Annotated in this window: 20 protein-coding genes; 5 read left to right on the top strand and 15 right to left on the bottom strand. The window is 62.7% G+C overall.

What is annotated here, in order from left to right; genetic code table 11:
- The 3 genes from ACT89O_RS13175 to ACT89O_RS13165 all read right to left on the bottom strand — a co-directional run bounded on the left by ACT89O_RS13175 (window position 1) and on the right by ACT89O_RS13165 (window position 2,980).
- Window positions 1–1,392, bottom strand: coding sequence for a sensor histidine kinase (locus tag ACT89O_RS13175; RefSeq protein WP_487260255.1), 1,392 nt, complete (start codon window positions 1,390–1,392; stop codon window positions 1–3).
- On the bottom strand, window positions 1,389–2,114 hold the full coding sequence (locus ACT89O_RS13170; protein ID WP_228895348.1) for a response regulator transcription factor: 726 nt from the start codon (window positions 2,112–2,114) through the stop codon (window positions 1,389–1,391). Before ACT89O_RS13170 ends, ACT89O_RS13175 begins: the two co-directional genes overlap by 4 nt.
- A gap of 305 nt (window positions 2,115–2,419) precedes the next feature.
- Complete coding sequence (locus ACT89O_RS13165; protein WP_487260254.1) at window positions 2,420–2,980, bottom strand: hypothetical protein; 561 nt, start codon at window positions 2,978–2,980, stop codon at window positions 2,420–2,422.
- A 137-nt stretch (window positions 2,981–3,117) separates the two neighbouring features.
- On the opposite strand from ACT89O_RS13165, the gene ACT89O_RS13160 reads away from it, so the two are divergent.
- Window positions 3,118–3,747, top strand: coding sequence for a Crp/Fnr family transcriptional regulator (locus ACT89O_RS13160; protein WP_487260253.1), 630 nt, complete (start codon window positions 3,118–3,120; stop codon window positions 3,745–3,747).
- Between the two features lie 191 nt (window positions 3,748–3,938).
- Here the strand turns inward: ACT89O_RS13160 and ACT89O_RS13155 are convergent, their stop codons facing one another.
- The 3 genes from ACT89O_RS13155 to ACT89O_RS13145 are packed head-to-tail and all read right to left on the bottom strand — an operon-like array spanning window position 3,939 to window position 9,147.
- Window positions 3,939–4,628: a glycosyltransferase family 2 protein gene (locus tag ACT89O_RS13155; RefSeq protein ID WP_487260252.1), complete on the bottom strand. Its 690-nt coding sequence runs from the start codon at window positions 4,626–4,628 to the stop codon at window positions 3,939–3,941.
- Complete coding sequence (locus ACT89O_RS13150; RefSeq protein WP_228895340.1) at window positions 4,625–5,539, bottom strand: UbiA family prenyltransferase; 915 nt, start codon at window positions 5,537–5,539, stop codon at window positions 4,625–4,627. Before ACT89O_RS13150 ends, ACT89O_RS13155 begins: the two co-directional genes overlap by 4 nt.
- Complete coding sequence (locus ACT89O_RS13145; protein WP_487260251.1) at window positions 5,536–9,147, bottom strand: hypothetical protein; 3,612 nt, start codon at window positions 9,145–9,147, stop codon at window positions 5,536–5,538. Before ACT89O_RS13145 ends, ACT89O_RS13150 begins: the two co-directional genes overlap by 4 nt.
- A gap of 585 nt (window positions 9,148–9,732) precedes the next feature.
- On the opposite strand from ACT89O_RS13145, the gene ACT89O_RS13140 reads away from it, so the two are divergent.
- Both ACT89O_RS13140 and rbp read left to right on the top strand, forming a co-directional pair.
- Window positions 9,733–9,942, top strand: coding sequence for a hypothetical protein (locus ACT89O_RS13140; protein ID WP_055401919.1), 210 nt, complete (start codon window positions 9,733–9,735; stop codon window positions 9,940–9,942).
- A gap of 123 nt (window positions 9,943–10,065) precedes the next feature.
- Entirely contained in the window at window positions 10,066–10,416 is a 351-nt protein-coding gene (gene rbp / locus ACT89O_RS13135) for an RNA-binding regulator (RefSeq protein WP_055401895.1), read from the top strand.
- Between the two features lie 315 nt (window positions 10,417–10,731).
- Here the strand turns inward: rbp and ACT89O_RS13130 are convergent, their stop codons facing one another.
- From ACT89O_RS13130 to ACT89O_RS13095, 8 genes are all read right to left on the bottom strand, one after another.
- Window positions 10,732–12,354 carry a PAS domain-containing protein gene (locus tag ACT89O_RS13130; protein WP_487260250.1) on the bottom strand — a complete coding sequence of 541 codons (1,623 nt, stop codon included), beginning with the start codon at window positions 12,352–12,354 and terminating at the stop codon, window positions 10,732–10,734.
- A gap of 309 nt (window positions 12,355–12,663) precedes the next feature.
- On the bottom strand, window positions 12,664–14,802 hold the full coding sequence (locus tag ACT89O_RS13125) for a TonB-dependent receptor domain-containing protein (RefSeq protein WP_487260249.1): 2,139 nt from the start codon (window positions 14,800–14,802) through the stop codon (window positions 12,664–12,666).
- A gap of 276 nt (window positions 14,803–15,078) precedes the next feature.
- Window positions 15,079–15,561, bottom strand: a complete 483-nt coding sequence (locus tag ACT89O_RS13120) for a hypothetical protein (protein ID WP_487260248.1) — start codon at window positions 15,559–15,561, stop codon at window positions 15,079–15,081.
- A gap of 46 nt (window positions 15,562–15,607) precedes the next feature.
- Window positions 15,608–16,300 carry a DUF3299 domain-containing protein gene (locus tag ACT89O_RS13115; protein WP_487260247.1) on the bottom strand — a complete coding sequence of 231 codons (693 nt, stop codon included), beginning with the start codon at window positions 16,298–16,300 and terminating at the stop codon, window positions 15,608–15,610.
- Window positions 16,301–16,360: 60 nt separating this feature from the next.
- Complete coding sequence (locus ACT89O_RS13110; protein WP_487260246.1) at window positions 16,361–16,612, bottom strand: hypothetical protein; 252 nt, start codon at window positions 16,610–16,612, stop codon at window positions 16,361–16,363.
- Between the two features lie 59 nt (window positions 16,613–16,671).
- On the bottom strand, window positions 16,672–17,910 hold the full coding sequence (locus ACT89O_RS13105; protein ID WP_487260245.1) for an FtsX-like permease family protein: 1,239 nt from the start codon (window positions 17,908–17,910) through the stop codon (window positions 16,672–16,674).
- Window positions 17,907–18,590 carry an ABC transporter ATP-binding protein gene (locus tag ACT89O_RS13100; RefSeq protein WP_121420161.1) on the bottom strand — a complete coding sequence of 228 codons (684 nt, stop codon included), beginning with the start codon at window positions 18,588–18,590 and terminating at the stop codon, window positions 17,907–17,909. Before ACT89O_RS13100 ends, ACT89O_RS13105 begins: the two co-directional genes overlap by 4 nt.
- The gene (locus ACT89O_RS13095) at window positions 18,587–19,012 is read right to left on the bottom strand and encodes a Fur family transcriptional regulator (protein WP_436129334.1); all 426 of its coding nucleotides are present in this window, start codon (window positions 19,010–19,012) and stop codon (window positions 18,587–18,589) included. The genes ACT89O_RS13100 and ACT89O_RS13095 overlap by 4 nt, the downstream gene beginning before the upstream one ends.
- Window positions 19,013–19,396: 384 nt before the next feature.
- On the opposite strand from ACT89O_RS13095, the gene ACT89O_RS13090 reads away from it, so the two are divergent.
- Window positions 19,397–19,843: a hypothetical protein gene (locus ACT89O_RS13090; protein ID WP_487260244.1), complete on the top strand. Its 447-nt coding sequence runs from the start codon at window positions 19,397–19,399 to the stop codon at window positions 19,841–19,843.
- A 73-nt stretch (window positions 19,844–19,916) separates the two neighbouring features.
- Here ACT89O_RS13090 and msrA read toward each other — a convergent pair whose 3' ends face one another.
- Window positions 19,917–20,453 carry a peptide-methionine (S)-S-oxide reductase MsrA gene (gene msrA, locus ACT89O_RS13085; protein WP_436129305.1) on the bottom strand — a complete coding sequence of 179 codons (537 nt, stop codon included), beginning with the start codon at window positions 20,451–20,453 and terminating at the stop codon, window positions 19,917–19,919.
- A 95-nt stretch (window positions 20,454–20,548) separates the two neighbouring features.
- Between msrA and ACT89O_RS13080 the strand changes: the two genes are divergently transcribed.
- Window positions 20,549–21,271 carry a TetR/AcrR family transcriptional regulator gene (locus ACT89O_RS13080; protein WP_218301082.1) on the top strand — a complete coding sequence of 241 codons (723 nt, stop codon included), beginning with the start codon at window positions 20,549–20,551 and terminating at the stop codon, window positions 21,269–21,271.
- The last annotated feature ends 2 nt before the right edge of the window (window positions 21,272–21,273 follow it).

Genomic DNA, 21,273 nt, shown 5'->3' with positions numbered 1-21,273 from the left:
TCAACCTTCCCAGGCAACAACGGCATCGACACCGATGACCTTCCCTGCGTCCATGCGGTTGAACAGCATGACCTGGGCGCCCATCGCCTCGGCAATCTGCCGGCAGATCGACAACCCCAGCCCCACCCCGCCCTGCCCTGCCGAAAACGGCTGGAACAACCGTTGTCGCACGGCATCGTCAATGCCAGGGCCTTCGTCCCACACCAGCAGTTCGCGCCGCCCGGTGCTGTTGCGCAGCAGCACCCCCAGCCGCCCATGCACGGGCGTGTGGTGGATGGCGTTGGCCAGCAGGTTGCGCATGAGCTCGCCCAGCAGCGCCGCGTCGCCTGGGGCCAAAAGATCCTCGGGGCCTTCCAGCGCAAAGTCCAGCCGCTTGGCGGCGATGAGTGGCGCCAGCTCCATCACGGCCTCGCGGGCCATGGCGTTCAAATCCACGCTGGGCAGCTCGCCCATGCGCTGAAGCTGCTCCACCTTGCTCAGGCTCAGCAGCTGGTTGGCCAGGCCCGAGGCGCGGTCTACCGTGTGCAGCATCTGCTGCAGCGCATCAGCCACCAGCACATCGCCCGCAATGGCCGACTGCAGCTGCGTGCGCAGTACCGCCATGGGGGTGCGCAGCTGGTGCGTAGCGTCGGCCAGAAAACGCCGCTGCTCCTCGATCCATCGGCTCTGGCTTTGCTGCAGCTCACCAAAATGCTGCACGGCAGGCGCCAGCTCTGACGGGCCTTCGTAGCCCTGGCCGGTGCCGCCTGCACCCGGCTGGGTTGGCGGAGTGAGCGACACATCCGCGTGCAGCAGCCAGCCCGACGCGACGCGCGCCAGCACCATCGCCACCGCCGTCATGGCCAGGGCCAGCAGAACCACTGGGCGCAAACCCGCGCCTTCATCCATCAGGCGGGCCACGCTGGGCACGCGTTCGCTGAACGGCCGCGCCACCTGGCGCACCACCGGCGGGGCGGCGCCCTGCCCGCCCCCAGCCACCGCCGGCTGGTGCAGCGTAGCGGCCACGCGCACCAGTTGGTCGCCCACCTGCGCCAGGTAAAAGTGCACGCTGCCCTGCCCTTGCACGGGCTCAGAGGGCGGTACACGCGGCAGGTCGGCGCTGCCCGCCAGGCGCTCGCCGTCCAGGCTGCTTTCGCGGAACCAGACCGCGGGGCCTTGCTCCATGGCGGATGCACCGGCCTGCGGCTGCAACACCGTCGGCCAGGTTGTCAGCGCCCTGTGCAGCACGGCATCCTGCGCGGCTGCGTTGTGCCGTACCTGCTGCACCACCTGCACCGTGGCAACCAGGGCCACCAGCGCCCACAGCGGCACGAGCAGGCCCACCAGAATCAGCCGCTGTAGCGATCCTCCGCGCGGGCGCCAGGGCCAGCGCTGCCACCACGGCGTGTTCACCGGAGCGCCCCGCCCTTCTCGGTCTTGTCGACCTTGTCGCCTTTTTGGGCAGCCATGCTGTCCGCATCACACAGCAGGTAGCCCACGCCGCGCAGGGTCACGATCTCGGCATTGGTGCCCACCAGCTTCTTGCGCAGGCGGTGCACCACCACCTCCACCGCATCGGCCTGCACCTGCTCATCGGTGTTGGCAAATACCTGGGTGCGCAGCTCTTCCTTGCTCACGACGCGGTCGATGCGCGACATCAAGAGGCGCAGCAGTTCTGCCTCACGCTGCGACAGCTCCAGCGGCAGTGCCTCGTTGTAGAACGCGCCACTGGCCGGGTCGCGGTGGAGCGCACCACAGCGCAACTGCCCGTCGCGCCCCACCCGGCGTGTCAGGGCCCGCAGGCGCGCCACCAGCTCGTCCAGGTCAAACGGCTTGGCCAGGTAGTCGTCCGCCCCCGCCTCCAGCCCTGCCACGCGGTCGGTGACGGCCGCCCGGGCCGTGAGCGCCAGCACGGGCGTGGTGCTGCCGCCATCGCGCAGGCGCCGCAGCACCTCCAGCCCGTCCAGGCCCGGCAAAGACAGGTCCAGCGTGATCACATCAAAGGCCGTGCGCCGCGCCGCCGCCAGGGCCTCTTTGCCGTCGGCGCAGCACAGCACCTCAAAACCGCGCGCCACGAGGCTGCGGCTCAGGGCACCGGCCAGATCAAAATCGTCCTCGACCAACAGCAGTTTCATGCCCCGATCATGCCGCCTGCGCTGGGCTCCGGCCACTGTGGTTGTACGGAGGGGGCGTGAAAGGAAGGCGAAAGCGCGAGAGGACCACGTGAATGAAAGCTCTTGTCCTGAGTTGGAGGTTCGTTGATGAAATAAAGATGTCGAAATCGTCGCCAGGCAAGGCGCAAGCCACAGCGCTAGCCGTAGCTATCGCGAGGATTTGCTACGCAGTATGGCGGCGATTCTGGGCGTCTTTATGAAGTGGATTTCCAACTCAGCACACTTGGATGCCTCGCGCCAACCAGCGGTGAGCGAGTTGCAAGAACTCAATGGTGCCCTTTGTGCACCGGGCGTGTTGCGGGCGAAGGCTCTGAGCCCGCAGCGTAGCCGCGCAGGGCGGAATACCGCTGGATCTGGTCACTCTGGAGCAGCGCGGTTTGCGCAAGGTGCGTGCGCAAATGCTCTTCGCGCAAGCTCGCCTGGCGTTGTCCGATTTTGCCGGTCAGTGCCGATAGCCTTGCGGGGTGGATCGTGCCCGTTTTGAACGCCTCATCCAGCGCCTCTTCCGAAGCGATCAGGGCCGCTCCGAGCTTTCGCGCGGCCTCCTTGTGCGCGTGCAGCAAGGCGGTTGTGGCCGTTCTCTGCTGGTCGGTCAACGCCAGCGCGTCTGCGTGCTCCAGAACGTGGGCTGGTCCGGGGTAGCCGTTCAACTCGGCAGCCTTGGCCAAACCCATGCCCTGCCCCTGCAACAGATCTGTCACCTCCTGGTCAGACAACGATTTGATGGCGCGTTTTTGCTGGCCGGCATAGGGCGCAGGCTCGGAGGTGGCGAGATGGGCAGCCAATGCCAGTGCAATGCACCCCGCCGTCTTGATCAGTGCGGGCATGTGGCCCCTACCCTGTGTTGACCGGGCGCCTGTATTGCGTAGCTGAACTCTTGCTGTCATGGTCATGGCCCACGTTGTTGTGATTACCGTGCGCATGCTACGAAGAAGGTCGCCCTGAACGATATGATTTTGGTCATATGAAAAAAACGATAGGTGTGGGTGTGTCCGGCTCGGGAGCCGATTTGCCATGGATGCGGCTGATGCCCCCAAGCCTGCGCGAACTGGCAAAGGCGCGGCAATTCGCAGCACACCACGCCGTCTTTCAAACTGGCAATCCTGTGTGCAGCATTTACCTGGTGACCACGGGTGAAGTGCGCCTCGTTCGGTTCAGCCGCAACGGCAGCGAAGTCATCCTTCAGCGATCACGGCAGGGCTTTGTGGCAGAAGCCAGCCTGGACAGCCAGCTTTACCACTGCACCGCCGTAGCCTCCGAGCCCAGCGATCTGCTGGAATTTCCAGCGGATGCGTTTCGCACTGCGTTGCACGATTCGTCAGACTTTCGCGCAGCTTGGCTGTTGCAGCTGTCGCAAGAACTGCGCAAGCTTCGTGCGCAGTGTGAGCGGCTGAGCCTGCACAGGGCTGCGGACCGCATTGCTCACTACATCCACGCTGAAGGGGTTGATGGCTGCTTAACCCTGCAGCAGCCTCGAAAGGCCTGGGCCGCCGAACTGGGCCTTACGCATGAGGCCCTTTACCGAACCCTGCGGCGAATGCAGGACGAAGGGCTGATCTATATAAACGGCAACTTGCTTCGGGCCTTGGGCTAGGAGCCCAACACCCGCCCTCCTCCATCGTCCACCGCGGTCTGCAGCACGTGCCACTGACGGGGAGCATCAACACCCTTTTCGGCAGGTGCTTGCTGATGAGGGCACGTATTGCCGCGAGACAAAAAGGGTTTATGGAAAGTAGGCTCATCCTGTCGGGCGCGAAGCGCTGATGTCCATATTGGCAAATAAAATTATCGAAAAATATTATATTTTATTATGCAATAGAGGGCTCTGACCCCGTCTTTCCAGCCGATTTTCTTGCCGTCTTCGTAAGTTCTTCCAAAATAGGAAATGCCCACCTCATAGATGCGGCAATTCAATTTTGAAACCTTGGCTACAATCTCCGGCTCAAATCCAAAACGATTTTCTTCAATGCGAATGGATTGAATTATTTCTCGCCGGAATGCCTTGTAGCAGGATTCCATGTCCGTCAGATTTAAATTGGTGAATACATTGGATGCCAACGTCAAGAACCCATTGCCCACGCGATGCCAGAAGTACAAGACGCGGTGGCAATTGCCACCAATGAAACGTGAACTGAAAACTACATCGGCCCTGTTGGATAAAATAGGTTCTATTAAAATAGGATATTCATCGGGGTTGTATTCAAGATCGGCATCCTGAATGATGACGATATCCCCGGTGGCATGTAGGATGCCAGACCTGAGTGCCGCCCCCTTGCCCTGATTGGTTTCATGAAATACCAGTCTATCAATCTTGCCAGCCAACTCATTAGCAAGTATCTCTCTGGTTCCATCTGTTGAAAAATCATCGACAACAATAATTTCTTTCTGCGGATAAGGCGCTGAACGCACTGCGTCCACAATAGACCGGATGGTTTGCTTTTCATTGAAGCAAGGAATGACAATCGTCAGCTTCATGGAAGAAGGTATATCCATTTTTGCGCCAATAGTACGGAAACAATCATGACAACGCCCATGCCCGCATAAAGCGCACGATAGCGCGCCTGCAGACTGCGTACACTCTCAAACGTCAGTCCTTCCCGCATCGCCTGGAGCATCCAGTAAAAATGCAGCGGATAGATCAACGCGACAAACATGGCCAGCACTTGCGGCACCGTTCCTCTCAGCGCCAGCAGGACCAACAGGGCGTCGGCCAGCGTGAAAAGCACAAAACTAGCGATGAAGCTCCGCTTTTTGCCGAACTTCACTGCATTGGTTTGAATCCCGTTGCTTAGGTCGGCCTCGCAATCGCGAACCTCCTGCGTCAGGTGGCCCGCGCTGAAAATAGTGGCAAAGAACAATCCGATCTGCAGACCATTCATGTCGGGGCTTCTGAATACTGAATAGCCCAGCAAAAAATGCAGCAACCCGCTGGCAACATGGAGCAGTGTGTTCGCAAGCGGGATGCCCTTCAGGTAAACATGCGGGATGGAGTAGAGCGCTCCTGCCACTGCGATCGACAGCGCAATAGCCAGCGTTGCCGCGTTCAGCTGGCTGAGGGTCATGAGGCTCAGCGCCAGCAGAATCAGCAACAAGGCCCCGATCTCATTGCGCCGAATACCGCGATTGATAAAAACCCCTGCGGCCCTGGTTGGGTCCCGAAGGTCCTGGTGCACTCCGGACCAATCGTTGAGCATGAAAATGTGGGCCACCAAAAAGGCGTTTCCTGCCATCAACAGCAACAGCATCGCCGCGCTCTGATATGTGAAGTGGCCCATGGCAAAGACGGCGCCCAGCAAAGGCGCGCCCTGAAGCACCAGAACCTCGTCGAATCGAATGCACGACAACAGGCGCAGAACCCGCCGGGCTCCCTGGGGACGATCCATCATGGTGTTTTCGGGGCAGTCCGCCTGCCATCGGCTGCAGAGCTGCCGGTGTTGTTGTCAAGGCCGTTGCCGTTGTCGGCCAGAAGGCCCAGTCGCGCGCTTTCCAGGTACAGCCGCAGCCAGAGCGCATAGCCCACATCTTCCGACCAGTAGAACCTGCGCACCGAGGCGGTGAGATCGTTGTGGTACAGCAAGGGCGGGTTCAGCTTCACGGCGAAGAAGTCATTTTTTGACAGCTCTTGAAGCAGATGGATGATCTGGGTCGGCTCGGGCACCCTGCCCTTGCCGCCCTGGAGCCGCTGCAACATGTCGCTGGCGTGCAGCCAGATTTCCTGCCCTGGCAGGGCTGTTTGCGAACGCGAGGGCGGCAACTGCACATCGCAGCCCACAGCTTTCATGTCGGCCTGGCGCAGGACGGGTACCAGCGGTGCCCTGCGGTAGTAAACCCACACGCGGTCCTGGTCGATGGCTTGGCGAAGCGCGCTGCACAACATCTGGGCCGCTGGTGGGTCGGCCTGCGCCAGCCACATCAGCACATGCATCTGGATTGCCACGTCGGTGGGGTTCGGGTCGGAGCCTGGGTCGATGCACCGGTACTCATTGCGCTGGCCCAGCCAGGTGTTGTACAGGCCTTCGGCGGTACGGTACTGCAGCAGCGCCGTCAGGGCCGCTGGCCGCAGTGCATCTGCACCGGGGGCCAGTCTCCACACCAGGGCGGTGTCGTCGGCATCGGGTGTGATGGGGCACAGCCCATGTGTGCTCATGGCGGCGCCATCCGGCCGGCCGTGGTAGCGCACGAGCCCACTGGCCTCGATCTGGCTGCGCAGATGGGTCCGGGCCCGGTCCAGGCTTCCCCCCAGCCCCACGGGGCCTGGTCTTGAACCGAGAACGTCCACCATCATCGAAGTGACGTAGGTATTCATTTCCAGCTTCGGCTTCTCAAAACGCTCTTCGCTGGTGTACGCAGTGAGCCAGTAGCCATCGACCTGTTGCCTGCGGCTGATCAAACCCACAGCCTTGCGGGCGCTGTGCGCAAGCTCGCCGTGGCGGGTGGCGTTGGGGGCTGGGTCCGCTTTGTCGGGCAAAGCAGGCCGCATCACGCCTGCGGTGGCTGCAGGTGCGGCAACCGGCCCTGGTTCGATGCGTATCTCGTGCAGGCCCATGACCAGATTGCGGGTATCGCCATTGGGCAGTGGCTTGATGGTGGCGGTATCCACCGCGAAGAAGCTGATGACGTTCCGCCCCGCATGGAGGCGGGTGTGCGCCACCACCGAAGCCCTCCCGCGGAAGGTGTACTCGCCTTCCGCCGCAGGGACGCCGTCCTGCAGCACCATGACCCTCCGGTCGGGCGCAGTCAGGCCGTGCCCCGGGGATACCTCGAACCGGAGGTCCACGTCGTGGTCCTCGCGCGACCAGAGTGCGAACTCGATGCCCTCGGCATGCCCCTGCCCCATCCACAGGAAACCGCCCTCTCTGCCACCCAGGTTTTCAACAGGCCATGGCGTCTCCAGCAAGGCGGGATCGATACCCACCTTGGTTTTGAGACTGTCGGTGACCCTGATCAAGGGTGAACCCGGCGGGACGGCCGTCGTCTGGAATGGCCTTTCGTTGGCCAATGTGGTGCCGCTCACTTCGAACAGACGCATATGGGGTGTGTTGAGGGGGGTGGACTTCAGTCCGGCCTGGGCGCTGAGCCACTTCACCATTTCGCGGGTATCGACGGTTGGAAACCACTCGAAGAACACCTGCTTGTCGTCCTGGATCAAGACGTGGGTGGCTTTTTCGGATGCGATCATCCGGCCCATTCTTTCTGGGTCAAAAGGCCCCGTGCCCCAGGGAATCACTGCGTTGGAATAACGGGTTTCCGGCGAGAAGAGCGAATAGTCGCGGGCGTCCTGGTGCCCCACAAAAAGCACGCGGGAACCAGCCGGCAGCATGGACCCGACAATTTCTTCAAATGGCTCATTGATCAGCTTTTCCGAGGCGGGAGCTGCGATGGCCTGTACAGCGTCGTAAGCCAGAGCCCTCATCGGCTGGTATGCGGCATACGTGACCACCATCGCGATGAGCGCCTGGGCAAATTTCTTTATGGAGAGGTACGGCGCAACCAGCGCAATGCCAACGGGCAGCAGCAATGCATACGGGCCAATGAGAAATCGCGCAGGCACGTCGGACTGGGCCATCCACCGCGCGCCAAACAGGATTGCGCACAGCAATGGAATTGCCAAAAGCGTTTGTGCCGACAACGCCGTCAGCCTCACGTGCGGCCAGGTCGCGACCAGATTGCGAACCAGAAGGTACACAGCGATCAGCGACATGGGAATCCACAGCAACCCCCACAACGAAAACCGTGTGGAGTGCTCTGGCAGCGAGTACACGAAACTCCCCGGCCACGCGCCCTTGTTTTCGCCCGCCAAGGGTGCGCCAGCGCCAATGAAATAAATGAATTGGTTGGCGGCACTGCTGAAACGGGACCGCGTTTCGCTCGAAGCCGGAACGTCCGGCAGTTCCAGGAGCAAAAATACAAAACGTACCGCGTGCGTATAGATCACTTGCGGAGTGATGTCGGCCTGCACCACGCGCCGCACCTCCTGTGGCCCCAAGGGGTGGTGGTAGAGCGCCGTGTTGAATGCCAGGGGAACAAGCAGCGAACTCAAAACACCCGCACACACCCATCCTGCAGCCAGTGCCTTGAACCGCGCAATGCATGAAAACGGACTCGGCGCCCACCACACGATCAGCAGCAAGCTAGGAATCATCGACACTGGAAACGACCGGACATTGATGCTCAGTACCGTGAATGTCCCCAGGAAGAAATATTGGGCCTTCGATGCATCAGGCTGCGTGCAAATGGAAACCACCCAATAGGCAATACCCAGCAGGGTGACGATGGACCAGATTTCAGGCTTGAGCCCCACTGCACTGGATGCAACAAGAGGCGTAGAGACCAGAATCAACACGCCCACCAGAGCCACTGTCTGGCTCAATTTGAGTGCCCGCAATAAATAATATTGACCGATGGCTGCCAATGGAAACGCCAGCCAAAACACAATGCGGCCCATAGCTTCAGTTTTGGTGAACAGCACCGGCCACAGGAAGAATAACTCGCTCCCGAACGGAATCATCGTCTGTCGGATATTGTGCGTGTCAAACGGAAATACCGATTGATTTTGAATCCAGTAGATAACCCGCGAGGCGTGGTACATCCTGTCATCAAAGTTCTGGAGAGGCGCTACGGCCTGCCCTACCAACGACATCCAGAGGACTCCGCAAATCGCCATCAGCGTTATCACTCCCCACTGCGATAATCCCCGCGCGAACGCTGCAAGCCTTGTGCGCTGCGCACTCCATATCCCCAGAAAGTCCCGAAGCGTGGGCCACCCCATTTCGCGTGTCAACCGCAAAGTGGCAATGCAAAAAAGCAACTGGACCAGCATCCACGCAGCCGGATTCAATGCGTGAACCAACGAAGTCAGGCCTGCAATTGCACCCACCTGCAGCATTGTGCTGGCGATGAAAATCCAGAAACTATCGGCAGAAGAATTGGCAAAGCGTGAAGCCCATCGCTGTGAGGACCAGACGATCAACAACAAGGAAACGGAGAAAATCATTGATTTATAAAATATTCACATTGGCAACACAAAAATAAATTAATTTTGTTGATTTTCTATCACAAATTGTTACTTCTGCAAATATACCATGCAGCTCACTAGAAGCCATTTTCTGGGGGTGAATCGCTCGGCACGCGTACTCTAAAAGCCAAGCGGTCCTGGGGAAACAAGCCTGTACGCGGCAGGCAAAAGTCACCCCCTTGCTCGGCCTGATCCACAGCATGAGCAGAGTTGCGGCCCTTGCTGGGGCCTGATCGAGGGCCGAGCAACCGAAGGGATGGGGCCGTGTGGGGCGCCGACGCAATCCAGCAAGAGCGCCTTTTAAAACCAAAAATAATATTAAACTGTAGATACATGCAAATTGCTGTATACTCCGTGTCGTTGCAGTCACGGCTCTTGACGCGTGCAGTCACCGCAACGCCTGCTCAGGGTGGCAATCCGCCCCAGGCAAGCCGCCTTTTGCAACCTTTGTGGTTGCCCATTGGGTCTGTAGAGCTGCAGCCCACTGCGTCCCTTGATGCTCACGCAGGTCGATTTCCACGCCTGCGATCCTGATTGATCCAGATTTCACAGACCGCCATTTCCATGGGCAAGTACGTCGTTTCGCCCACGACACACCCGACCGACTGCGGCCGCTTCCGCGCCTCCTTCTCGGTCCATCGTTCTCAGGGCAACGGCAGCTATTGCCGCGTGTTCCGTTTTGACAAAGCCTTTGCCTCGCGCGAAGCCGCCCGGCTCTTTGCAGTCACCCAGGGCTGGCTGCAAACGTGCATGCCGCACCCCCCAACGTGCTGAAGACCTGATCTGCGACCTGCAGATCCCATCCACCCATCTCAGTTGCTGCGGACACTCGATCCGCACAGCTGCATCCCAACGGTACGCCCTTCGTTGCGCACCACATTTCAGAAAGGCTCAACCATGAGCAGCAAAATCTACGTGGGCAACCTGCCCTACTCCGTGACCGATTCCACCCTGGAAAGCAACTTTTCCGAATTCGGCCGGGTCTCTTCTGCCAAGGTCATGATGGACCGCGAAACCGGCCGCTCCAAGGGCTTCGGCTTTGTGGAAATGGCCTCCGCCGAAGTCGCCCAGGCCGCCATCAGCGCCCTGCATGGCATGTCTGTTGACGGCCGCTCGATCGTCGTGAACCTGGCCCGCCCCCGTGAAGAGGGTGGCGGCGCCGGTGGCTACAAGGCCGGCGGCTACAGTGCGAGCACACGCTCGGACGTTGGCTACGGCACGGGTGGCTTCGGCGGCGGTCGTTACTGATCCAGGCAACCCTCTGTGAAAAACCGGTTCTGAGGAGCCGGTTTTTTTTCGCATCGCATCCATAGGATGCGCAGGATTTCAGTTGCTATCAATACAGTAGCTGCTTGCGCTTGATGGCAAAGCGCACAAGTCCAAAAACATGTTCGATTGCCAGCATCCAATGGAGGCATCAGGCATCAGGCATCAGGCAGCAATCACCCCCTGGTCCCAGGCAAAAGCGCACTGGAAGCACCCCAGCGAAACCACCGAAAACCAGAAGGGGACGAGGAAGGCAAGCCATGCGACAGCCTCGCAGGCAATTGCCCCTGGCACGCCTTACTGAAACACGCAAACGCCCAATGACTGACTTTTGGCCCGGTACATGGCGGTGTCTGCAGCGCGCAGGTAGTCGTCGACCGTCGCCAGCCTGGATGCGCTGCTGGCCAATCCGATGCTCGCACCACTGATCACGGTGTGCCTGCCAATGACGTAAGGTACCTCCAGGGCGGCGGCAATCTGCTCCGCGCGTTGGCGGGCTTCAGCGGGATCGATGGACTCCAACAGCACATTGAACTCGTCGCCACCCATGCGGGCGACCAGATCGACAGCCCGCACGCAGGATTCGAGCCGCCGCGCCACCTGTTGCAAGAGCTGGTCGCCCACATGGTGCCCGTAGCTGTCATTGACGGCCTTGAACCCATTGAGATCCAGCAGCAGCACGGCGAACATCGTGGCTCCATCGCGTATCGGAACGCCACCTCCGTTCACCACCTCGTTCTGGTGCAGCGCGATGAGTTGCGCGAGGCGATCGCGGAACAACGGCCGGCCGGGCAAGTTGGTCAGCGCATCGTAGGAACTGCCACGCTCAGCCAGATCGCTCAACGATCCCGCCATGCGCACGGGAACACCCTCTTCGAACTCGGCGAGCCCGCGCCAATTGACCCACACCAGCCGCCCTGCTCCGTGGAACGCGCGGAAGTCCACCGAAAAGTTCGGGCTGTTTCCCGATAGGTGCCTGCGGTAGGCCTCCTGCACGCGCTCGCGATCCTCGGTATCGATGAGCTGCTCCAAAAAGCGCCAGCCTCCGTCATGCACAAGATCGGCGCTACCCAGTCCGACGATCTGGAGAAAACGCCCGGACACATGCAGCGCGTCCGTTCGCAAGTCCCAATACCAGATACCGTCATTGGATCCGCGCGTCGCCAGCGAATAGCGGTTTTCGGAGCGCAACAAATCGAGTTCGGTGTTCTTCTGCTGGGTCACGTCGATCATCAGGCCGATCATGCGGTTCGGCCGCCCCGGCTCGACCACCGCGCGGCACAGATCGCGCACCCACACGACCTTGCCGGACTTGGCAATCAGCCGATAGCTCATCTCGTAGGCATGGCTGTGCGTGGCGTTGTAAGCGGCATCGTCGATGCGCATGGCCTCCTCCAGATCGTCGGGGTGTACATGCGCCCGCCAGAAGCCCGGGTCAGCCCGCCATTCCTCGACGGAGTAGCCGAACAAGCGTTCGACCTGCGGGCTCAGGAAGGTATTGCCCACGCCGATTTCAGCCTCCCACACCACGCCATCAATGGTTTCCAGCAAGCGCAGAAAGCGCTGGCGAATTTCCACCAGCACCTGTTCGGTGACCTCGGTGATCTCGATCAGGACACCCTGGCGGCTGATCACCCGGCCCGCCGCATCCGTCTCCGGGTGGAGCTGCAGACGCACCCAGCGATAGTCCGCGTCGGCAAAACGCAAGCGGAACACCGGCATGCCCGAGCGCATGGTGCCGATGTCGTCGGGATGCACGAACTCCAGCAAAGACCTGCCGAGCGCCGCCGCCACCGAATGGCCGGTGAGCTTGTGCCACGCCGGGTTCAGATAGATGATCTCCCACAGCGCATCGGTTTGCACCACCGCCTCAGGAAGCAGTTGCAACAGGTTTGCGGACGGCGTGGGAGTGGTGGGCATGCAGGGCTATTGCAAATGGGTCAGATTCATGCACGGCCGCGCCGAACAAGTCCTTCGCGCGTCGCGCAACCCTGCGTTGGGCGGCCTGCTGCGGAGCCAATCCCATTTCCGAATCGGGTGCGCGCCATCACCGGGACTGAGGCAGCGTCGCCTTGACGGATCGAAAAATCAACCACGTCAAAGCGAGTATGGCATGCATCCAAGTCACCTTTGGACTCGGTGGTTTGGGTGGTTTGGGGCCGCCAGATGTGCGAGCCAGCAACGCCGTCCGCCGCCGCTGGCTCACTCACATCACGACGGCTTCACCCGTCAGAACGCCACCTTCACCCCCACCGTCAGATTGCGGCCCATCAACGGCGCGGCATTCTTGATGAACGAGGTGTGCGCATACGCCAGGCGGTCCGTCAGGTTGTTCGCCTTCAGGTACACCTGCCACGGCGCGCCGCTGCTGAACTGGCCGTTGTAGCTGACACCCAGGTTCAGCATGCCGTAGCCGGGGGTGGCGCTTTCAAACTCGGCCACGCGGTTCTGGCGGGCCACCTGGACCCATTCGACCTGGCCTTCCCACGCTTGCCAGTTGGCGTCCAGGCGGATGCCCGCGCGGGTGGCGGGGATGCGGGGAAGTCGGCCGCCGCCTGCGTCGAGCGTGGCGCGCACGGTGTCGCCGAACAGCGTGATGCCCAGGTTGCGGTTCAGACGCTGGCGCACCTGGCCTTCGATGCCGGTGAAGGTGGCGTCGGCCTGGCTGTATTGCAGCAGTTGCAGGCCATCGACTTCATCGAGCGTGCGGCCGTAGATGTAGTTGTTGATGCGGTTGCGGAAGATGCTGACGCCAAAGGTGGTGTCGCCGCTGGTCTTCTTCAGGCTCACGTCGATGTTCTGCGAGATCTCGGACTTCAGGTCGGCGTTGCCGCGCTCATACGTGCTGGTGGCCATGTGCAGGCCCTTGGCATACAGCTCTTCGGCCGACGGGGCGCGGCTGGCGCGGGTGAACGAGGTGCCCACCTGGTAGCCGGGCGTGAACTTCCACACCGCGCCCAGCGATGCCGAGGTGCCGTTGTGGCTGCGCTCGATGCCGCTGGTTTGCGCTTCGGCCGTCTGGCGGTCGTGGCGCAGGGCGGCTTCGAAGCGCCAGTCGCCCAGGCGGTATTCCTCCAGCGCGAAGAAGCCCAGCTTGCGGGTGATGGTGGGCTCCACGTAGGCCTCTTCGCCGTCGGCGCTGAACTTGCGCTGCGAGGTCTGCAGGCCGATCAGGCCCTTGAAGCCTGAAATGGGCTCGTGCTGCAGCTCGATGCGGGTGTCGTAGGCCTTGTTCTTGAAGGTGGTGCTGATGGCGCCGTCTTCGACTTCGTCGTGCACGTAATCCGTCACGCCCGCGCGAAGGCGCAAGGCCGAGAAGCCGGCGAAGGGGTTGCGCAGCTCGCCGCGGATGTCGAAGCGTTCGCTGCGCAGGTCCACCACTGGCACGTCGCCATGTTCCTCTTCGCCGTGGTCGTGGCCGTCTTCCTCCTCTTCGTGCGCGCCGCAGTGCAGGTGGTCGCCGTGCGTGTGGCAGCCTTCAAAGCTGTGGTTGTGGCCCGGCAGGCCGTATTTGGCGGTCTGGCGGGTGTAGGCGGCGCCCAGGTAGCCGCGCTCGCCCACCCACGACAGGCCAACGCTGCCGGTGTCGGTGCGGTTGAAGCTGCCCAGCACCTTGCGGGTGGGTTCGCCCTCGGGCGCCCAGCCCTTGCCGACGCGGTAGTCGCCCGCATCGCGCGCCACGCCTTCCACATGCACGGCCAAGTTGCCAGCGCCGCCGGTCAGCGAGAAGGCACCTGCTTTTTCACGCGCGCCGGAGTTGGCGCGCAGCTCGGCGCTGCCCTCGTAGCCCTTTTGCGGGACGGCAGTGGGGATCTTGCCGTCGAGCACATTGACCACGCCGCCCACGGCGCCGTTGCCGTAGACCAGGGCCGAGGGGCCGCGCAGCACTTCGATCTGTGTGGCCAGCAGTGGCTCGGACACCACGGCGTGGTCGGGGCTGATGGTGGAGGCGTCGTGCAGCTCGGCGCCGTCGCTCAGCACCTTGACGCGCGGGCCGTCCATGCCCCGGATGATGGGGCGGCTGGCACCGGCGCCGAAGTGGCTGCTGGTGATGCCGGGCTCACTGTTCAGCGTTTCGCCCAGGGTGGCCTCACGGCGGCGCACGAGTTCGTCGCCTTCCAGCACGGTGACCGGCGTGGTCATCTCATTGGCGCCCAGTTGCAGGCCGCTGGCCGAGACGGTGACGGCGGGCAGGCTGGCGGGGGTCGCAGCGCTGTTATCGGCAGGTGCTGCCACCGGCGCGGTCTGCGCGTGCGCCACGCCGGTGCCCGTCAGCGCCAGCATGGCGGCCAGGGCCACGGGGTGGAGGGTGGGACAGGCGCGAAGAACAACGACGGGGCGGCGAGGTTGGGATGTGGTGTAGGTCATGGTGGGATGTGGCAACGGGTGCTTGAGCGTGTGCGGGTACGCATGCGCAGGGGCGTGGTGCATGCACCGGTGCTGGCGGGGCCGGCACGCAGATACATGGCTTCCACGCCCTGGGCATGAAAGTTTGACTAAAAATGGCCGCCAGCGCCTGTCTATCAAGCGCGAGCAGCTATGGAATCAGGAGTAAACGGGCGAAGCGCGATAGCGCAGCCCTGCAAGGCCAGGCAAGGTGTTGGCGGCCCGGCCCGCGATGCGGTGGGCGCGTAGGCTCTTGGATCAGGCCGTGGGCGGACCACGCGCCTGGAACAGCGCAACGTGCGGGGCGGCAGAGCGCCCGGCATGTTGTACCGGCGGTGCCTGCGCGGGCACCAGGGTGGGCAGCGCCTGGGGGGCGCTGTGCAGTGCGTCGCCCAGCGCGAGCTGGTCGAGCAAAAGGCAGTCCACGGCCGCGTGGGGGACCAGGAGCAGTGATAGCAGCCCGTGGGTGTGATCTGCCTCAGTGGATGTGGCCGCGTCCTCATCCGCTGCCAGCGAAGCGGCTGCGAGCCTGTGGTGTGCGTCGGCTTGTTGCGCAGCTTGCACCGCGTGACCCGCGCGCATCTGCTCCAGCGCCCCCGCATGCTCCACCTGGTGCAGGCGCCCCAGCGTGGGCACCACCACCAGCGCCAGCAGCAGCCACGCCAGGGCGGCCTGCGCGGGCAACTGCTGGCGCAGGCGGCGCCACAGGGCGGCCAGTGGGGTTGGAAACAACGGGGTCACAAGAGGAACAAGGAAGGCAGCGGGATCGGGGAAAAAGGCGGAGGAATTACTTCACGGGCACCGCGTCCACCACGCGGTAGTACAGGCCATATTGGTCGTTGGGGAGCACGGTGAACTTGCCCTCCACCACCACCGGCTCCAGCGAGTAGCGCACGGGAGTCTTGGCCTTGACCTCGACCATGCTCTCTGGCCCGCCCGGCGTGCAGAACGAGCAGGTCATTGGCACCGAGGTAAGCAGAAAGTGGGTCTGCGTGGGCTTGGCGTCCAGCGGCACCATGAAGCCCTGGATGCGCTGCGTGGTCTTGTCCATGCCCTTTTGCGCGTCGTTGAACACGGGCAGGATGCCGTCCTTGGTGGTCTTTTTGGTCAGGTCGGTCAGCACGGACCACGGCACCACGTCATTGCGCTGGGGCAGCGGCGCAATGGGGCTGTTGGGGCTGTGGTAGCCCGCCCCGCTGCCCGACGCAACGCCCGATGGCATGGCGGTGCCCGCGCCCGCAGGCAAAGGGGACGAGAGCGCGGGTGCGGTGGTGGGCGCGGCACCGGGCGTTTTGCCGGTCGCGCGTTCAAACTCCCCCGGCGCTGGTTTGCCCGTGGGCGCAGCGGCCGGCGACTGTGCGAGTACGGCCCCCGCCCAGGCCAGCGCCAACCATGCACAGGCGTGCCGGGCAGTGCGGGTGCGGCTGGCTCGGGCATCGGGTTGTACTGCGGGATGACGGTGAGCGGGGTGGATTGCCATGGCGGGAAACCTGATCTGTAGCGTTTTCAGAAATGGTAGTGGGCCGGGAGGCCCATCGCCTCAGTGCGCGTGCTTCATGCCGCAGTATTTGCCAATAGCCAGACCCTTGCAGGCAGTCTGGAGTTCCTTCTGGCAGACGTCCTCGCCCTTGCCGGATTCGAGGCACTTGGCGGCGGCCTCGTGGGCGGCGGCCATGGCGCGGTGGCGGGCGATGTCTTCTTTGGTCTCTTTGTCGTTGTGGGCCTGGGCGTGCGCCAGGGCGCCGACGAGCAGCATGGGGGACAGGGCAAGTGCGGTGAGGAGCTTTTTCATGACAGGCCTTTCAGATTGGTTGGGGGACGGTTTTTAGAGGACAGAACTCGATGGCTGCATCAGGGCTGGCTTAACAGGTCGGCCACGTCCGTGCGGTACGCCTGCATGGCGGGCAGCAGCGCCGCCAGCGCCGCCACACCGGCCGCCATCAGCGGCACACCCGCTTCGGCGGGCAGCCAGATGAGGCCGGTGACGGGCAGCAGCCCCTGCGCCTGCAGTGCCCAGCCCAGGCCATGGGCCAGGCCGTGGCCCAGCAGCAGGCCCAGAACAGACGCCATCGCGGCCAGCCACAGGGCCTCCCACAGCACCAGCCCCGCCACGCGGCCCGGCGGTGCGCCCAGCATGCGCAGCATGGCCAGATCGGCACGGCGCTCGCGCACGGCGTTCCACAGCGCGATGAACACGCTCAGTGCGGCCACCGCCAGCAGCACGCCGCCAAAGGCGCGCAGCACGTCGGCCCCTACGCCCAGCAGGCGCATCAGGCGGGTGACCTCGATGGCGGGCGCCGCTGCCTGCATGGCGGTGTCGCTGTTGATTTGGCGCGGCAGCGTGATGGCGGCCATGGGCGTGCGGTAGCGCACCAGGGCCACGGTCACTTCGCGCTCTTCTTTCAAGATTTCCAGGTCTTCGGCATCGGTGGCCGTGGCGGTCTCGTGCACCATCCAGACGGATTCGGTGCTGGTCAGGATCAGCCGGTCCAGCACGCAGCCGCAGGGCGCCAGCACGCCGCTCACGCGGTAAGGGTGGTCGCCGTGCGCGTGCCCTCCCCCACCCAGGCCGTGGCTGCCGATGAAGGTGGCGCCCACCAGCGGTGCGCCCGCATGGCTGCTTTTGACAATGCCGCGCGCCGCGCTGGCGCCCAGCACCGCGTCCATGGGCTGCTGCCACAGTGCGCCCTCAGCCAACGTTGCCTCGTAGTGCGCCACGTAGTCGGGCGTGGTGCCCACGATGCGGTAGCCCTGGTAGCTGTCGCCCAGGCTCAGCGGGATGACCTGCGCCACCAGCGGGTTCTTCTGCAGAGCCTGCACTTCTTGCAGGGGGATGTTGCCAGTGGGTACATCAATATGGAACACGCCCGCCAGGATGAGCTGCAGCGGGCTGCCCTTGGCGCCCACAACCAGGTCGATGCCGCTCAGATCACGCTCAAACGCCTTGTCGAGCTGCGTGGCCACCAGCAGCACCAGCGTGATGGCGGCCAGGCCGAGCGTCAGCACCAGCAGGTTCAGCACAGCCGCCAAAGGCCGGGACCACAGGTAGCGCCATGACAGGCGCGCCAGTTTGAAGACTCCTGAATTCATAGCTGCTCGCGCTTATCCATCAAGCGCTGGGCGCCGATTTCATTCAAATCCAGCGTTTGCACACCGGCCAGGGCTTGGACCACACGCTGGTCGTGCGTGGCAATCACCAGGCTGGCATCACAGGCGGCGGCGCTGTGCTGCAGCAGCGCCAGCGCGTCGGCGGCGGCCTCGTCGTCCAGGCTGGCCGTGGGCTCGTCGGCCAGCAGCACCTGCGGCGCCAGCAGCACGGCCCGCGCCAGCGCCACGCGCTGCGCCTGCCCGCCCGAAAGCTGGTGCGGCTTGCGGCCGGCCAGCTCGGCCACGCCGACCTGCGCCAGCGCACGCGTGATGGCGGCATCGTCGCGTGGCAGCCCGGCCGCAAAGTAGACCAGCGCCAGGTTGTCGGCCACCGTGAGCGCGCTGCTGAGGTAGAGCTTTTGCGGCAAAAAGCCAATGCTGCGCGCGCGCCAGGCATCAATCTCGGCCCCGCGCTGCGTGCCCAGCTGCGTGCCCGCCACAAACAGGTCGCCCCCGCTGGCTCCGCGCAGCCCGGCCATCAGCGCCAGCCAGGTGGACTTGCCCGAGCCCGAGCGCCCGCGCAGCAACAAGGTGCCGCCCTGGCGCAGGTCCACATCGGGGAAGCGCAGCGGCGCGGCGCCGCCCGTGGCATAGGTGTAGGAAAGGCCTCGGGTGCGGATCATGCGGCAGCGCCCCCGGCCGGGTGGGCGCATTCAGCACATCGGCCGTGCACGGCAATGTCCACCGCCAGGCTCTCATGCCCGGCAGTGGCCAGCGCCTGCAGCACCTGCTTGAGGGCGGTCTGCACCTTGGCCGATCCCTGCGAGAGGCGGAACTGGCGGTGGCAGTCGTCGCATTCGAATCTGGGGGCTGTGCCCTCTTCGCCTTGGGGTGCCAGTGCATACCGGGTCACGCGGGCAGCGTCCACCTGCTTGTGCAGCAGGCCAGCAGCGGCAAAGCGGTCGAGCATGCGGTACACGGTGACCTTGTTGACGGGAGCGCCAGCGGTGGCGAGGGCGGCTTCTACTTCGGGTTCGGAGAGCGCCGCGTCAGGCCGGGCCTCGTACAGCACCGCCAGCGCCCGTGTGGCGCGGGTGGCGCGCATGCCCGGGGGGAGCGACCAAAGGCGGTGTGGGGATGAAGAAGATGGGGTGGAGGGCATGGCGAGATGCGGCGGCAGGTGATGTCTGTAACGCAATCGGTTTGCATTATGCCTTCGTGCTGGCCCTCCCCCAACTGAAACCCCTGAATGAAATGGCAGAGGCCTGACGGCTGCAGCGACATGGTTGGCGATGGAGCCGTTCAACACAGAGAAGCGCCTCAGGTTGGATGGACCTTTTGGCTGAGTCTTTCAGGCGTGCCTCCATGGCATGCCCGTGATGCATATCAATTGTGAGGCTCAAGCCCTGACCATAATTCCTAATTTCCCCAATCGTTCACTTCATTCGACATATTGAGTTGAATACCGTCTGGATAAGGTCCAACCAAAATGCAAGCACTGCTATTACCACTTCATCTCACGTTTGTCGGTCTTTGGCTCGGTTGTGTTCTTACCGAAGCCCTTTTTGAACGCGCGTTGTTGGGTCAAGGTCGTGACAAGGAACTCATTCTTTCGGCGCTTCACAAGCGCGTGGATATTTTCATTGAAATACCCACCTTCACCATGGTTTTGGCTACAGGTGCAATGCTGTTGGCAACCGCCCCAAAAACCCCGATCCTCTACGCCAAGCTTGGTTTTGCCTTGATAGCCATTGCCACCAATACCTATTGCGTATATCTGGTCTTCAAGCGCCATCGACTTGCCGTGCAAGGTCATTGGCAAGCGTTTGACGCCGTAGATCATCTGCAACACAAAATGGGAGCCATCGTCTTGGCGGGAATAATACTCGCGCTGGGGCTGGGGCTTTATTTGCTCCACCCGACTGCCAATGGATAGATTGACTAGTTAATCTATCCATTGGCTTGGACCCGTGTTGGTTTTGCTGCCGAGAAGACTGCTCGGCGGTCTCTCAACCCTTCAAATACCGCGCAAACGTCTTGCGAAACTTCTCCACCTTCGGCCCCACCACAAACGCGCAATACCCCGCGTTCGGATTGTTCGCAAAGTAGTCCTGGTGATACGCCTCGGCCGTGCTGTAGTTCTGCAGCGGCTTCACCTCGGTGGTGATCGGTGCACCAAACAGCTTGTCTTGCGACATCTGGCGAATCATGTCGTTGGCAATGTCACCGTGCGCAGGGTCTTCGTAATAGATGCCGCTGCGGTACTGGGTGCCCACGTCGTTGCCCTGGCGGTTGAGGGTGGTCGGGTCGTGGGTATGGAAGAAGATTTCCAGGATCTCCTGGAGGCTGATCTCGTCGGCGTCAAACGTCAGGCGCACCACCTCGGCGTGGCCGGTGTCGCCCCGGCAGATTTGTTCGTAGCTGGGGTTCAGCGTGTGGCCGTTGGTGTAGCCGCTTTCCACGTCGGTGACGCCGCGCACGCGGTCGAAGACCGCCTCAGTGCACCAGAAACAGCCGCCGCCCAGGGTGATGGTTTGCAAAGTCATGGTGGTCCTTGGGTTCAAACTTGACCATTATGAATTGACGCCCTATCCCGTGCTTGCTACATTACTAACCGGTCAGTCATTAACGAAGCCCTTCCTTGCCTTCCACCTCCCTTCCCCCCACCGCCTCCGTCGGCACCAAACGCGAGCGCCGCAAGGAAGCCCGCCCGGGTGAGCTGCTGGAGGCCGCGCTGGACCTGTTTGTCGAAAAAGGGTTTGCCGCGACACGGGTGGATGAAGTGGCGGCCCGTGCAGGCGTCTCCAAGGGCACGCTGTTTTTGTATTTCCCCAGCAAGGAAGAGCTTTTCAAGGCGGTGGTGCGCCAGAACATCGCGGGCCGTTTTGAAGAGTGGCGGGATGAGCTTGATTCCTTTGTGGGCACCACCAGCGATCTGCTGCGCTACTGCTACCAGGTGTGGTGGGAGCGCATAGGCGCCACCAAGGCCTCGGGTATTACCAAGCTGATGTTCAGCGAGGCCCAGAATTTCCCGGAGATCACCGAGTTCTACCAGCAGGAGGTGATTCTGCCGGGGCAGGCGCTGATCCGCCGCATCGTCGAACGCGGCATCGAGCGCGGCGAGTTCCGCCCCGTGCCACTGGACTACATCGTGCATGTGGTTCTGGCGCCCATGATCTTCCTCATGATGTGGAAGCACTCGGTGGGGGCCTGTATTCCAGACTCGCTGGGCCTGCGGCCTGAGTTGTATATCGATGCCCAGATCGACAATGTGCTGAACGGACTGCTGGTGCGGCCCGACCCTTCTTCTCCCGTGCCCTCCCCCTCTCACACTTCTTCTGCGCCGCCCTCACGCGGCTCCTGACC

This window comes from Acidovorax sp. NN32 (assembly GCF_057597245.1).
Note: the sequence above shows the minus strand (reverse complement) of the source record. Positions and strands in the feature narration are given on the sequence as shown.

Excerpts from the sequence above, each read along its gene's own strand:
- ACT89O_RS13170 (WP_228895348.1), bottom strand. The coding sequence starts at position 2,114 with ATGAAACTGCTGTTGGTCGAGGACGATTTTGATCTGGCCGGTGCCCTG.
- ACT89O_RS13165 (WP_487260254.1), bottom strand. The coding sequence starts at position 2,980 with ATGCCCGCACTGATCAAGACGGCGGGGTGCATTGCACTGGCATTGGCT.
- ACT89O_RS13160 (WP_487260253.1), top strand. The coding sequence starts at position 3,118 with ATGAAAAAAACGATAGGTGTGGGTGTGTCCGGCTCGGGAGCCGATTTG.
- ACT89O_RS13155 (WP_487260252.1), bottom strand. The coding sequence starts at position 4,628 with ATGAAGCTGACGATTGTCATTCCTTGCTTCAATGAAAAGCAAACCATC.
- ACT89O_RS13150 (WP_228895340.1), bottom strand. The coding sequence starts at position 5,539 with ATGATGGATCGTCCCCAGGGAGCCCGGCGGGTTCTGCGCCTGTTGTCG.
- ACT89O_RS13145 (WP_487260251.1), bottom strand. The coding sequence starts at position 9,147 with ATGATTTTCTCCGTTTCCTTGTTGTTGATCGTCTGGTCCTCACAGCGA.
- ACT89O_RS13140 (WP_055401919.1), top strand. The coding sequence starts at position 9,733 with ATGGGCAAGTACGTCGTTTCGCCCACGACACACCCGACCGACTGCGGC.
- rbp (WP_055401895.1), top strand. The coding sequence starts at position 10,066 with ATGAGCAGCAAAATCTACGTGGGCAACCTGCCCTACTCCGTGACCGAT.
- ACT89O_RS13130 (WP_487260250.1), bottom strand. The coding sequence starts at position 12,354 with ATGCCCACCACTCCCACGCCGTCCGCAAACCTGTTGCAACTGCTTCCT.
- ACT89O_RS13125 (WP_487260249.1), bottom strand. The coding sequence starts at position 14,802 with ATGACCTACACCACATCCCAACCTCGCCGCCCCGTCGTTGTTCTTCGC.
- ACT89O_RS13115 (WP_487260247.1), bottom strand. The coding sequence starts at position 16,300 with ATGGCAATCCACCCCGCTCACCGTCATCCCGCAGTACAACCCGATGCC.
- ACT89O_RS13110 (WP_487260246.1), bottom strand. The coding sequence starts at position 16,612 with ATGAAAAAGCTCCTCACCGCACTTGCCCTGTCCCCCATGCTGCTCGTC.
- ACT89O_RS13105 (WP_487260245.1), bottom strand. The coding sequence starts at position 17,910 with ATGAATTCAGGAGTCTTCAAACTGGCGCGCCTGTCATGGCGCTACCTG.
- ACT89O_RS13100 (WP_121420161.1), bottom strand. The coding sequence starts at position 18,590 with ATGATCCGCACCCGAGGCCTTTCCTACACCTATGCCACGGGCGGCGCC.
- ACT89O_RS13095 (WP_436129334.1), bottom strand. The coding sequence starts at position 19,012 with ATGCGCGCCACCCGCGCCACACGGGCGCTGGCGGTGCTGTACGAGGCC.
- ACT89O_RS13090 (WP_487260244.1), top strand. The coding sequence starts at position 19,397 with ATGCAAGCACTGCTATTACCACTTCATCTCACGTTTGTCGGTCTTTGG.
- msrA (WP_436129305.1), bottom strand. The coding sequence starts at position 20,453 with ATGACTTTGCAAACCATCACCCTGGGCGGCGGCTGTTTCTGGTGCACT.